Consider the following 12,402-nt stretch of genomic DNA (forward strand, 5'->3'; position numbering starts at 1 on the left):
CATGCAACGGATGGGTATGGTGATTGGCCTGGAGCCGGCCAAGATCGCGGAATACAAGGCGCTGCACGCGGCCGTCTGGCCCGAGATCCTGGCGCTGATCTCGGACTGCAACATCACCAACTATTCGATCTTCCTGAAGGAGCCCGAAAACCTGCTCTTCGGTTACTGGGAATATATCGGCACGGATTTCGAGGCCGATATGCGCAAGATGGCCGCAAGCCCGAAGAACCAGGAATGGTGGTCGGCTTGCATCCCCTGCCAGAAGCCGCTCGAAACCCGCAAGGAGGGCGAGTGGTGGGCCATGATGGAGGAAGTGTTTCATCATGAGTGAGGCTTTCGATCCCAAATCACTTCGTCAATGGTCGCCAAAGCCGTCAACGCCGCGTCCGATCGTGATCTTCGGCGCCGGTAGCATTGTCGGTGACGCGCACCTACCGGCTTACAAGCAAGGCGGCTTTCCGGTCGCGGGTCTCTACGATCCGAATGCCGAGAAAGCGGCGGTGCTTGCTGCTCAATGGGGCATTCGCGCATTCGCTTCCGAGGCCGAAGCGTTTGCCATAGAAGGTGCTATTTTCGATTTGGCGACGCCGCCGGCGGCGCATGCGCCAATCCTGGCGAAGCTGCCGCGCGGCTCCTTCGCGCTGATCCAGAAGCCGATGGGCAGCGATCTCGCCGGCGCCTCCGAAATCCTGCGGGTCTGCCGCGAGCGCGACATCAAGGCAGCCGTCAATTTCCAGCTGCGCTTCGCGCCGATGATGCTGGCGCTCTACGATGCCGTGGAGAAGGGCTATCTCGGCGAGGTCGTCGATTTCGACGCCTGGCTGGCGCTCGCGACACCTTGGGGGCTCTGGCCTTTCCTGAAAGGCCTGCCGCGGATCGAGATCGCCATGCACTCGATCCATTATCTCGATTTCATTCGCGGGCTGCTCGGTAATCCGCAGGGGGTGCACGCCAAGACCATCGGCCATCCCAATCACGAAGTCGCCCAGACCCGGACGGCGGCGATCCTCGACTACGGCGACAAGGTCCGCTGCGTCCTCTCGGTCAATCACGACCATGATTTTGGGCGCAAGTACCAGGCCTGCGAGTTCCGCGTCGCCGGCACCAAGGGCGCGGCCTATGTGAAGCTCGGCGTCAATCTCGACTATCCGCGGGGCGAGCCGGACGAGCTCTGGATCCGTCCCGAAGGTGGCAGTGACTGGGTCGAGGTGAAGCTCGAGGGCGCATGGTTCCCGGATGCCTTCGTCAATCGCATGGCCAACCTGCAGCGCTTCGCCTCGGGCGAGGACAAGGTGCTGGTCGGCTCGGTCGAAGACGCCTGGCAGACCATGGCGCTGGTCGAAGCCGCCTATCAATCGAGCGCCGCGCCGGCGACGCCGATTGCAGAACTTCCGAAGGCTTGAGGAATGGCAGAACAAACCATCTATTTCGAAGACTATGAACTCGGGCATGTCAGAGTGACGACCGGGCGGACGATTACCGAGACCGATTTTGTCGTCCATGCAGGCCATACAGGCGATTTCTTTCCGCACCATATGGATGCGGAATTCGCAAAAACCTTGCCCGGCGGCCAGCGCATCGCGCATGGCACGATGATCTTTGCGATCGGCGTCGGACTGACGGCATCGCTCATCAATCCCGTCGCTTTCTCCTACGGCTATGACCGGCTCCGCTTCGTTCGGCCGGTGCATATCGGCGATACGATCCGCACGCGTGTCACTATCTCGGCGAAGGAAGATGACCCGAAGCGGCCGGCGTCCGGCCGTGTCGTCGAGCGCTGCGAAGTGCTGAACCAGCGCGACGAAGTCGTGCTTGCCGCCGATCATATCCTGGTCGTCGAGCGCAAGTCCTGTGCGGAGACGTCATGATGGTGAAGCTTAAGGGAATGACCTGGTCGCATCCGCGCGGCTACGATCCGATGGTTGCCTGCTCCACGCAATGGCAGGAAAAGACCGGCGTTGAAATCAGCTGGGAAAAGCGATCGCTGCAGGATTTCGAGACCTTTCCGGTGGAGGAGCTTGCTGCCCAATACGATCTCATCGTCATCGATCACCCGCATGTCGGCCAGATTACGCGCGAGAACTGCCTGCTGCCGCTCGATGATGCCGCTCATGCCGATGAAATTGCAGCGATTGCAGCGGGCACTGTCGGGCGCTCCTATCCGAGCTACAATTGGCAGGGTCGGCAGTGGGCCTTTCCGCTCGATGCGGCGACGCAGGTGCAGGCTTACCGGCCGGATCGCCTGAATGCGCCGGTCAAGGATCTCACAGAGTTCGTCACGCTCGCCAGGGAAGGCAAAGCGATCCTGCCGATGCGGCCGCCGCATTCGCTGATGACTTTCATTACGCTGGCTGCCCATCTCGGAACGCCCTGCAGCATCAATGGACCGGATTTCATCGCCGAGGCGGATGGTAAAGTTGTGCTCGATTGGATGGCACGGATCGTCTCGGGCATGGATGGCAGCTGCTACGAGATGGACCCGATCGCCGTGCTCGACCTTATGGGCGAGCCGGACAGCCCCTATGTGGCGTCACCCTTCATCTACGGTTACGTAAATTATTCCTTTGAAGGCTTCAGGCCGGCACGGATCGCCTTTGCCGATATGCCTGTTATCGACGGCCGCGAGCCGAACGGCTCGGCACTGGGTGGAACAGGCATTGCCGTCTCGGCACGCACGAAGGTGCCCGAAGAGGCGAAGGCCTTTGCGCGCTGGATTGCGAACGGGCCGGTGCAGGCGGGCATCTATGCAAATGGAAACGGTCAGCCGGGCCATGCCGACGCCTGGGCCAGCGATGTGGTCAATGCGCCCGCGCTCGACTTTTACCGCAACACACGCGCGACGCTCGAGGGCGCCTATGTACGGCCGCGACATGATGGCTACATGGCATTCCAAAGCGACGCATCCGAGGTGATTAGCGATGGACTGCGAAGCGGCGAGCGGCATACAGTCCTTATCGAAAAGCTGAACCGCCGCTTTGCGCAGTCCTTCGAAGCATAAGCGCGGGGCTGCGACAACCGATTGTTATTGCACGATCTTATCCAAGTTTCTGGCGTGCGGCCGGGATGGATAAGATCATAGTTCCCGAGGAAAGGATCAGGATTATGGGTCACGGGTTGGAAGGCAAGAAGGTCGTCATCACGGCGGCAGGGCAGGGCATCGGCCGGGCATCGGCAGAGCGCTTCATCTCGCTTGGCGCACATGTCTACGCCACCGATATCAACGAGCAGACGCTTTCCACGCTTGATGGCGCCACGAAGCATGTGTTGAACGTGCTCGATAGCGCCGCCGTCAAGGCTTACGCCGAGGAGATCGGCCCGATCGACGTGCTCTTCAATTGCGCCGGTTTCGTTCATGCCGGCACCATTCTCGATTGCGAGGAGAAGGACTGGGATTTCTCCTTCAACCTCAATGCCAAGGCGATGTACGTGACCTGCCGCACCTTCCTGCCGGGCATGCTGGAGAAGGGCAAAGGCTCGATCGTCAACATGGCCTCGGTCGCCTCCAGCGTGAAGGGCGTGCCGAACCGGTTTGCCTATTGCGCCTCCAAGGCTGCCGTCATCGGGCTCACCAAGTCGATCGCCGCCGATTTCGTAGCCAAGGGCATCCGCGCCAACGCCATTTGCCCCGGCACCGTCGACAGCCCCTCGCTGCATGAGCGGCTGCGGGCAACCGGCGACTATGACAAGGCGATGAAGGATTTTATCGCCCGCCAGCCGATGGGCCGCATCGCGACCGCCGAGGAGATCGCTGCGCTGGTAACCTATCTCGCCGGCGACGAGGCGGGCTTCACGACTGGCCAGACCCACGTCATCGACGGCGGCTGGACAGGCTGAGCTATCGGTTCACCACTTGAAGGCCCCGTATTGCGGGGTCTTCTTTTATTTGACACTCTCATCGGCGAATCGACGTCCTGTAAGACGATTTACGATTGGGAGAGCGGCATGGATGCGCAGGGACATTTGCATCGTTCGAGATGGCGGGTCTTGTGGCGTAAGCATCATGTGATTGCAATCTCGGTGCTTGCCGGCATCGCCGTCTTCCTGCTCCTGACGTCGCGTGATTTCAATGTCGGCAATCTGCTGATTGCCTGGGATACGACGGCCACCGTCTTCATCGTCTACAGCCTCTACCGGATGCTGACTGCCGATGCGCAGCGCATCCGCAAACGATCCGCCGATCTGGATTTTTCAGACGGGTTTCTGCTGTTCCTGTCGATTGCGGCCGCTATTGCGAGTATCGGCGGCATCGTGCTCGACCTGCTCGGGGTCAAGGATGCTTCACCCGAAGTCGCGTTCTTCCGCGTGATGATGGCGATCGTGACGATCCTGATCTCTTGGGCGTTCCTGCACACGCTGTTTACCATTCACTATGCGCATCGGTTCTACAGCGCTCCGGGCAAGGGGCAGGGGCTGAAATTCGCCGAGCCGGTGGAGGAGCCGATCTATTGGGACTTCCTCTATTTTTCCTTCACCATCGGCGTGGCGGCTCAAACCGCCGATATCGGCATTTCCACGGTTTCGATGCGTAAGCTGGCGCTTCTCCATGCCATCCTGTCGTTCCTGTTCAACACAACGATCCTGGCTCTCGCCATAAACGTTGGGGCGAGCCTGATCTAGGCCCGCCCCAATGCGCCAAAGGTCAATGTCGTCAGACGACGGCGTTGCCGGCCATGACTGCCAGAACCAGGAACACCAGGAAGATGATCAGGAAGATGCCGAAGAGCACACGCGCAATGGTTGCGGTTGCCGCCGACACGCCGGAAAAGCCGAAAAAGCCGCTAATCAGCGAAATCACAAAGAAAATGAGAGCCCATTTCAGCATTTAGCAGTCTCCTCTGCGTTGTACTTCTTAAAGACGCGGGAGACGGGAAATTGTTCCGAGGGCGTTTCGATTAAGGCCCGATTCTGCTGGTTAAGGCTGGATCGGGCCTCGTTCATATTGGGGCGTGCCGGCCCTTCGCATGGCTCAGGGCGTTCGGCGCTGTAATCGATCCACTGGATCGATTACTTGGGTTACGCCGAACCGCACCTCACCCATGATTGATCATCACATGCCGCACGGCGGTGTAGTCTTCGATAGCGTAGACCGACATATCCTTGCCGTAGCCTGATTGCTTCAGGCCACCATGCGGCATCTCATTGACCAGCATGAAATGGGTGTTGATCCAGGTGCACCCATATTGCAGGCGGGCGGCCGTCTGCATGCCCCGGCTGATATCCTTCGTCCAGACAGAGGAAGCGAGGCCATAGTCGCTGTCATTGGCCCAGGCCACGGCATCGTCGGGATTGGTGAAACGTGTCACCGAGACGACGGGGCCGAAGACTTCGCGGCGGACGATTTCGTCGTCCTGCGTGGCGCCGGCAACGATGGTCGGCGCATAGAAGAAGCCGCGGTCGCCGGAGATCTTGCCGCCGGTGGTGATCTCGATGTGCTTGTGTTCGGCGGCGCGGGTGACGAAGCTTTCGACGCGGTCGCGCTGGCGTTTGGAGATCAGGGGGCCGATCTCGTTCTCGGTGTCGTCGGCCTGATTGAACTTGATGCTGGAGACTGCCGATGTCAGGTCGGCGACGAAATTGTCGTAGACCTTGGCGTCGGCATAGATGCGGCAAGCGGCGGTGCAATCCTGGCCGGCATTGTAGTAGCCGAAGGTCCGGATACCTGACACGACGGCGTCGATATCGGCATCGTCGAAAATGATGACCGGGGCCTTGCCACCAAGTTCGAGATGCGTGCGCTTCACCGTCTTGGCGGCTGCCGCGAGCACCTTCTTGCCGGTGGCGACATCACCGGTGATGGAGACCATGCCGATCTTGGGATGGTTGATCAAAGCGTTGCCGACGCTTTCGCCCCGGCCGAGAATGACGTTGACGACGCCTTCCGGCAGGATGTCAGCCAAAAGCTTCGCCATCTTCAGCGCCGTCAGCGGCGTCTGCTCGGAGGGCTTGAAGACGACGGTGTTGCCGCCAGCAATCGCCGGTGCCAGCTTCCAGGCCATCATCATCAGCGGATAGTTCCAGGGCGCGATCGAGCCGACGATGCCGACCGGATCGCGGCGGATCATCGAGGTGTGACCTGGCAGATATTCGCCGGCGACCGGGCCGTGGAGGTTGCGCACCGCGCCAGCAAAGAAGCGGTAGCAGTCGACGATCGCCGGGATTTCGTCGTTGAGCACGGCGTTGATCGGCTTGCCGCAGTTCAGCGCCTCGAGCGCCGCGAAGCCTTCGGCATCCCGCTCGATGGCGTCGGCGATTTTGAGCAGGTAGGCCGAGCGCTGGCTCGGCGTCGTCTGCGACCAGTTCGTGAAGGCTTTTTCGGCGGCTTCGACGGCGGCATCGATCTGGCCGAGCGAAGCCTCCGGAAGGGCGAGTACCGCCTCGCCCGTCTTCGGGTTAAGAACGCGTTCCTCCGTTTCGGTGCCGGCTTCGAAGCGGGAGCCGATCAGCATTTGGGTATCCATTATTTTCTCCCTTTCATTTGCCGCCGCCGGCGATCTGGTCGCCGTCGCGGGTAAGATAGTAGGCTGCCAGGATCGGCAGGAAGGTGACAAGCACGACGACCATGGCGACGACATTGGTCACGGGTCGCTGGCGCGGGCGAATGAGTTCCTCCAGCATCCAGATCGGCAACGTCATCTGCTGGCCGCCGGTGAAGGTGGTGACGATGACCTCATCGAAGGACAGCGCGAAGGCAAGCATGCCGCCGGCGAGCAGCGCCGTGCCGATATTGGGCAGGACCACATGGCGGAAGGTCTGGAAGCCATCGGCACCAAGATCCATCGATGCCTCGATCAGCGAGCCGGAGGTGCGGCGGAAGCGGGCGACGGCATTGTTATAGACAACGACGACGCAGAAGGTCGCATGGCCGAGAACGATCGTCCAGACCGAGAATGGGATATCGAACAGGCTGAAGGCCGAGCGAAGCGCGATGCCGGTAATGATACCGGGAAGTGCGATCGGCAGGATGACCAGCAACGAGATAGCCTCGCGACCAAAGAACTTCGTCTGGCTGACGGCGGCGGCGCAGAGCGTGCCGAGGAGCAGGGCGATTGCGGTTGCGATGGTTGCCACCTGCACCGAGAGCGCCAGCGACGACCAGATATCCGGCCGGTTCCAGGCAATGCCGAACCATTGCAGCGTGAAGCCCGGCGGCGGCCACTGGTAGCTTTTTTCTTCCGTCGTGAAGGCATAGACGAAAATCAGCAGGATCGGCAGATGGAGGAAGAGCAGGCCGCCGGCGGCTGCGGTCTTCAGCGGAAGTGAGGCGCGTTGGCCACGATCAGAGCGCATCGAAAGCTCCCTGCTTTTTGGCGATCCAGAGATAGATGGCCATGATGACGATCGGCACGACCGAGAACGCGGCGGCGAGCGGCACGTTGCCGGCAGTGCCCTGCTGCGCATAGACGGCCTGGCCGATGAAGAGGCGCGAGGAACCGACGATCTGCGGGATGATGTAATCGCCCAAGGTCAGCGAGAAGGTGAAGATGGAGCCGGCGACGATACCCGGTAGCGCGAGCGGCAGCAGCACGGTGCGGAAGGTCTGGTTCGGCGTCGCGCCGAGATCCGACGAGGCTTCCAGCAGATTGGCCGGCACGCGTTCGAGAGCAGCCTGTGTCGGCAGGATCATATAGGGCAGCCAGACATAGACGAAGACCAGGAAGGTGCCGATATAGCTGACCGATAGCGAGTTGCCGCCGATAATGGGCAAAGCGAGGACGCCGTCGAGCAGCCAGCCGAGATGCAGTTTGGCGAAGATCCAGGTGAGGATGCCCTCCTTGGCGAGGATCAGCTTCCAGGCATAGACCTTCACCAGATAGCTCGACCAGAGCGGCAGCATAATGCCGAGATAGAACAGCGCCTTCCATTTGCCCTGCGCATAGCGGGCGGCATAGTAGGCGATGGGGAAGGCGACCAGGGCAGAGGCGACAGTGACGAGGGCGGCCATGACCACCGTGCGCACGATGATGTCGAAATTTGCCGAATTCAGCAGCTGGGCATAGGTTGAGAGCGTGAATTCGTAGTTCACCAATCCCGAGAAGTCGTCAATCGAGAAGAAGCTCTGCAGCAGCAATGCAATCAGCGCGCCGATATAGATGACGCCGAGCCAAAGCAGCGGCGGCGCCAGCATCAGGAACAAGAGCAGTTTCGGGCGACGCCAGAAGAGGTCCGAGAGATGACCGAAGACGCCGCCGCGGCTCGGCAAGATCGAAGCCGGCGCTTGTGCGGGTGAGGTGGGGAAGGCCGCGGCGTTCATGCGGCGTCGTCCATATAGTGCACATCGGCCGGCTGCCATGCGAGGCGGACGGACGTGCCGGCGTCCGGCGTCGGCAGACCGGCGGGAACGGTCACATGCAGGTGGGCGCCGTTCGCCTCCACTGAAAGGCGGGTGGCAGCGCCGAGGAAGTTCAGTGCTTTTACGGTTGCCGGCACGCCGCTCTCTTCGGTCAGGCGGATCGCTTCGGGGCGGAGGCTTGCCCAACGCCGTTCGCCGCCGAGCGACGACATGACCTCTGGGGCAATGACGTTGGAGGAGCCGACGAAATCGGCGACGAAGCGGGTTTTCGGCCGCTGATAGATATCGTGCGGCGTGCCGTGCTGCACGATGTAACCGTCGTTGAAGACGGCGACGCGGTCGGCCATCGAAAGCGCCTCGCCCTGATCGTGGGTGACGAAGACGAAAGTGATGCCGAGCGCCCGTTGCAGGGTTTTCAACTCTTCCTGCATCTGCTCTCGCAGCTTCAGATCGAGGGCGCCGAGCGGCTCGTCGAGAAGCAGCACTTTCGGCTTGTTGACGAGCGCCCGGGCGAGCGCCACGCGCTGGCGTTGGCCGCCGGAGAGCTGGCCCGGGCGGCGAGCGCCATAGCCTGGCAGCTTCACCAGCTCCAGTGCCTGCTCGGCGGCGCGCTGCCGCTCGGCCTTGCCGACACCCTTGACCATCAGCCCGTAGGCGACGTTGTCGAGGATGTTGAGATGCGGAAACAGCGCATAGTCCTGGAAGACCGTGTTGACGTTGCGCCGATAGGGCGGCACGCCTTCTGCGGTTTCGCCAAAGATTTCGATGTGCCCGCCTGTGGGCTGCTCGAAGCCGGCAATCAATCTGAGGCAGGTGGTCTTGCCGGAACCGGAAGGGCCGAGCATGGCGAAGAACTCGCCGGGCGCGATTTCCAGATCGACACGGTCCACAGCGCGAACCTGGCCGAAATGGCGCGACACCTGCTGGAAACGAACGGCGTTCATTGGTTTCTCCAGGAATATGCAGAATGTTTGAAACGATGTCAGCTGGCCCGATCGGGATCTGGTCTGCGGCAAGGAGCCGGCGCATCGGAGTGCCGGCGGGTCGCCGCTCCATCGATGGGAGCGGCGAGGGCCGATATCGGCTCGTTATCTGCCGCCGATCACGCCGATATAGTCGGAGACCCAGCGATGATAGGGCACGCATTCGCTCTGCGTGCTGCACTTCGCAACCGGCGTCCTCCAGAAGCTGATCTTGTCGAAATGGTCGTAGCCGTTCGTGGCGCAACCGCTGTCAGTCAGGAGTTCATTGCCTTTGCAAGCTGCCGGAACGGAGGGAACGGCGCCGAACCAGGCGGCCGCGTCACCCTGAACCTTGGCCTGGAGGGAATGTTCCAGCCACATATAGGCGCAGTTCGGATGCTCGCTGTCGGCATGCAGCATGGTGGTGTCGGCCCAGCCCGTCGTTCCCTCTGCCGGGAAGGTCGAGGCGATCTTCTGCTTGTCGGCCTGCAAGAGGTTCACCTGGAACGGCCAGGAGCCGGAGGCGACGACACCTTCGTTCTTGAAGTCGTCGGTCTGGATCATCGCGTCATGCCAGTAGCGGCTCACGATCTTGCGCTGGCCGCGTAGCAGTTCCAGAGCGGCCTTGTACTGATCCTCATTGAGTTCGTAAGGGTTCTTGATACCGAGCTCGGGCTTATGGGCCATGAGGTAGAGGGCAGCATCGGCGATATAGATCGGACCGTCATAGGCCTGAACGCGGCCCTTGTTGGACTTGCCGTCGGGCAGGGTCATTTCCTCGAAGACGACATTCCAGCTCTTCGGCGCCTGGCCCTTGAAGGCGTCGGTGTTGTACATCAGCACGTTCGGTCCCCAGAGATAGGGGACGCCGTAGTGGACGCCGTTGACGGTATGCCAGGGAGCGTTCTTCAGACGTTCGTCGAGGTTTTTCCAGCTTGGGATCAGATCCGTGTTGATCGGCTGGACGCGCTTGCCGGCCACGAGGCGCAGCGATGCGTCACCCGAGGCGGTGACGAGGTCGAAGCCGCCTTCGTTCATCAGCGCGACCATTTCGTCCGATGTTGCTGCTGTCTTGACGCTGACCTTGCAGCCGGTTTCCTTTTCGAAGCCGGTGACCCAATCATAGTTCTTGTCGCTCTCGCCGCGCTCGATGTAGCCGGCCCATGCGACAATGCTCACGGCGCCTTCGCCCTTGCCGAGCGTCTTCAGCGGCTCGGCGGCAATGACCTGCGTGGCGAAACTTAAGCATGCGAGTGCAGCCGTGCATGATTTCAGCAGATGCTTCATCGGATCCTCCCGGTTTTGCGCCCTGATAGTCTCGATTGTGTAGAGTCAGGGTCTGGCTCTCTTCCCGGGAGAAAAGGTGACGCGATTTCGCCGCATTCGCAAATTCATTTATCAGAAAGGTGATATCGGAAATTCCGATTCCTAGCTGCGTGTGCGCACGCTGTCGAAGGCCTCGGGCCGCAGTTTGCCAACCTTCATAAGGTGTTGCAGTGCGTAGGCAACGGAAAGGGCGTCGTCGAGTGCGTCATGGCCCACCAAGGGCGGGTGCTGCACGCCATAGTAGTCGGCGAGCTTGTTGCTCGGCGTTCTGGCCAGATCCTCGATGGGCATTCCCGCTGCCAGCAGAAGCTTGACTGCATTGTCGAAGCGGCGGGCGGGGATCGAGGGATGAATTCCGGCAACATAGCAGCTGATCGCCATCATGTTCAGCTCGTCCTTCCCCCAGGACCAGAAGCGGGCGCCGTCCGAGAAACGATCCAGGCCCGAGATGGCATCCGACAAGGAGATGCCTTCCGACTTGATGTTTTCCTCGGTAATGCCTGTCAGGGCAGTGAAGAACGGGTCGAGCGTATATTGAGCGCCAAACCTGTCGACGGTGCGAACATAGGCCTTGTAGCTATCCAGAATAGGGAAACCGCTTCCGAGGCCAAGCTTGACGGCACCGATCTGGGCGACGACTGGATCGGGATCGTGGGCGGCGCACCAGTATCTTCGTTGTGACCCTTCAAGGCAAAGGAACTCACAGTCGAATATGATGGCGGTCTTCATATCTGGGCCTCTCTGCTGGAACAATCTTCGATTGCATTTCAAGCATCGGCGCCGGCAGATCGCCTTGCTACCGCTGCCGTCCGGAGCGCATGCTTTCGGCAACGCCGACGAAGTCGCGCGCGGCCTGCGGCAGGCTCGATCCCTTCCGCCAGACCATGCCGACCTGTACGACCGGCAAAGAGCCTGAGACATCGCGGCTTTCGATACGATCGCCTTCGAGTGACCAGGGGCGGTAGACAAGGTCGGGCAGCAGCGCCACGCCGGCACCGGTCGCGACCAGGCTGCGCACCGCCTCGACCGAGCGCGTGCGGAAAGCAACATGGGGGCGGGCGCCAAGTGCACTCAAAAGCTTGCCGGTGTTCTCTTCGATTTCGTCGATGGTCAACATGATCAACGGTTCGCGGGTAATATCGGCAACGCTGATGATATCCGCCGAGACAAGGGGATGGCCCATGGGCAGCCAGAGGCGATAGGGCGAAGTCTCCAGGATCTCGGCCTGCAGCGCCATGCGGTCGCGCAGGTTTGATATGACCATGACGGCGACATCGAGCTCGCCTCCAATCAAAAGATGCTCCAGATAGCCTCCGTTGTCTTCGATGGCACTGACTTCGACGCCGGGGCAGGCGCGGCGATAGCGGGCCAGCAGGTCGGATAGCACATAGCCGGCAACGAGCGAGGTCACCCCGATATTCAGCGTGCCGCCGGCCTCGTTGCGCTTGCCTGAAAAGCTGGTTCGCGCATCGGAAACGGTGGCGAGAATCTTGGTCGCGTGGCGCAGAAACTGATGGCCGTTATGGGTGATGGACAGCCCGCGCGGGTGACGCTCGAACAGCTCGACGCCCAGGTCGCTTTCCAGCTCTTTCAGTGCTTCGGTCACCGACGACTGCGAGATGGACAGGTTCTGCGCCGCCCTGGTCACGGAACCCTGCTCCGCGACGGCAACGAAGTATTGTAGCTGTCTCAAGGTGAAGGCCATGACAGGGTTAGAGCATGTCCGCCGTAGAGAAAGCAAGCGCTCGTCATAGCTGTGAACGTTCGGACCTTTTTTGGTAAAGTCGTGGCGATGGATGTAAGTTTTGCCTCCGTTTTAAGTAT

The 12,402-nt window shown here is 61.0% G+C and carries 14 protein-coding genes; 6 read left to right on the plus strand and 8 right to left on the minus strand.

The window, feature by feature from the left end:
- The first annotated feature begins 1 nt into the window (after nt 1).
- The 6 genes from ACIQJ2_RS21740 (at nt 2) to ACIQJ2_RS21765 (ending at nt 4,617) form a co-directional block, all read left to right on the plus strand.
- Nucleotides 2-331: an L-rhamnose mutarotase gene (locus tag ACIQJ2_RS21740; protein WP_400672141.1), complete on the plus strand. Its 330-nt coding sequence runs from the start codon at nt 2-4 to the stop codon at nt 329-331.
- Nucleotides 324-1,403, plus strand: a complete 1,080-nt coding sequence (locus tag ACIQJ2_RS21745; RefSeq protein ID WP_400672138.1) for a Gfo/Idh/MocA family protein — start codon at nt 324-326, stop codon at nt 1,401-1,403. The genes ACIQJ2_RS21740 and ACIQJ2_RS21745 overlap by 8 nt, the downstream gene beginning before the upstream one ends.
- 3 nt (nt 1,404-1,406) lie before the next feature.
- Nucleotides 1,407-1,868 carry a MaoC/PaaZ C-terminal domain-containing protein gene (locus ACIQJ2_RS21750; RefSeq protein ID WP_400672136.1) on the plus strand — a complete coding sequence of 154 codons (462 nt, stop codon included), beginning with the start codon at nt 1,407-1,409 and terminating at the stop codon, nt 1,866-1,868.
- Nucleotides 1,865-2,998 carry an ABC transporter substrate-binding protein gene (locus ACIQJ2_RS21755; protein WP_400672134.1) on the plus strand — a complete coding sequence of 378 codons (1,134 nt, stop codon included), beginning with the start codon at nt 1,865-1,867 and terminating at the stop codon, nt 2,996-2,998. Before ACIQJ2_RS21750 ends, ACIQJ2_RS21755 begins: the two co-directional genes overlap by 4 nt.
- A 104-nt stretch (nt 2,999-3,102) precedes the next feature.
- On the plus strand, nt 3,103-3,834 hold the full coding sequence (locus ACIQJ2_RS21760) for an SDR family oxidoreductase (protein ID WP_199143954.1): 732 nt from the start codon (nt 3,103-3,105) through the stop codon (nt 3,832-3,834).
- A gap of 108 nt (nt 3,835-3,942) precedes the next feature.
- On the plus strand, nt 3,943-4,617 hold the full coding sequence (locus tag ACIQJ2_RS21765; RefSeq protein WP_400672131.1) for a DUF1345 domain-containing protein: 675 nt from the start codon (nt 3,943-3,945) through the stop codon (nt 4,615-4,617).
- A gap of 31 nt (nt 4,618-4,648) precedes the next feature.
- Here the strand turns inward: ACIQJ2_RS21765 and ACIQJ2_RS21770 are convergent, their stop codons facing one another.
- From ACIQJ2_RS21770 to ACIQJ2_RS21805, 8 genes are all read right to left on the minus strand, one after another.
- On the minus strand, nt 4,649-4,822 hold the full coding sequence (locus ACIQJ2_RS21770) for a DUF1328 domain-containing protein (RefSeq protein WP_199143958.1): 174 nt from the start codon (nt 4,820-4,822) through the stop codon (nt 4,649-4,651).
- A 208-nt stretch (nt 4,823-5,030) separates the two neighbouring features.
- Nucleotides 5,031-6,458, minus strand: coding sequence for a gamma-aminobutyraldehyde dehydrogenase (locus ACIQJ2_RS21775; RefSeq protein ID WP_400672129.1), 1,428 nt, complete (start codon nt 6,456-6,458; stop codon nt 5,031-5,033).
- A 13-nt stretch (nt 6,459-6,471) separates the two neighbouring features.
- The gene (locus ACIQJ2_RS21780; RefSeq protein ID WP_199143962.1) at nt 6,472-7,287 is read right to left on the minus strand and encodes an ABC transporter permease; all 816 of its coding nucleotides are present in this window, start codon (nt 7,285-7,287) and stop codon (nt 6,472-6,474) included.
- On the minus strand, nt 7,277-8,251 hold the full coding sequence (locus tag ACIQJ2_RS21785) for an ABC transporter permease (protein ID WP_400672126.1): 975 nt from the start codon (nt 8,249-8,251) through the stop codon (nt 7,277-7,279). Before ACIQJ2_RS21785 ends, ACIQJ2_RS21780 begins: the two co-directional genes overlap by 11 nt.
- The gene (locus ACIQJ2_RS21790; protein ID WP_199143966.1) at nt 8,248-9,234 is read right to left on the minus strand and encodes an ABC transporter ATP-binding protein; all 987 of its coding nucleotides are present in this window, start codon (nt 9,232-9,234) and stop codon (nt 8,248-8,250) included. The genes ACIQJ2_RS21785 and ACIQJ2_RS21790 overlap by 4 nt, the downstream gene beginning before the upstream one ends.
- Nucleotides 9,235-9,378: 144 nt before the next feature.
- Nucleotides 9,379-10,539 (minus strand): ABC transporter substrate-binding protein, encoded by a 1,161-nt coding sequence (locus ACIQJ2_RS21795; RefSeq protein WP_400672124.1) that lies wholly within the window; start codon nt 10,537-10,539, stop codon nt 9,379-9,381.
- A gap of 141 nt (nt 10,540-10,680) precedes the next feature.
- Nucleotides 10,681-11,307: a 3'-5' exonuclease gene (locus ACIQJ2_RS21800; RefSeq protein WP_400672122.1), complete on the minus strand. Its 627-nt coding sequence runs from the start codon at nt 11,305-11,307 to the stop codon at nt 10,681-10,683.
- A gap of 67 nt (nt 11,308-11,374) precedes the next feature.
- Nucleotides 11,375-12,283, minus strand: coding sequence for a LysR family transcriptional regulator (locus tag ACIQJ2_RS21805; RefSeq protein WP_400672120.1), 909 nt, complete (start codon nt 12,281-12,283; stop codon nt 11,375-11,377).
- Between the last annotated feature and the right edge of the window lie 119 nt (nt 12,284-12,402).

The sequence above is a fragment of the Rhizobium sp. NPDC092011 genome (genome assembly GCF_044756305.1).
Taxonomy (GTDB): domain Bacteria; phylum Pseudomonadota; class Alphaproteobacteria; order Rhizobiales; family Rhizobiaceae; genus Rhizobium.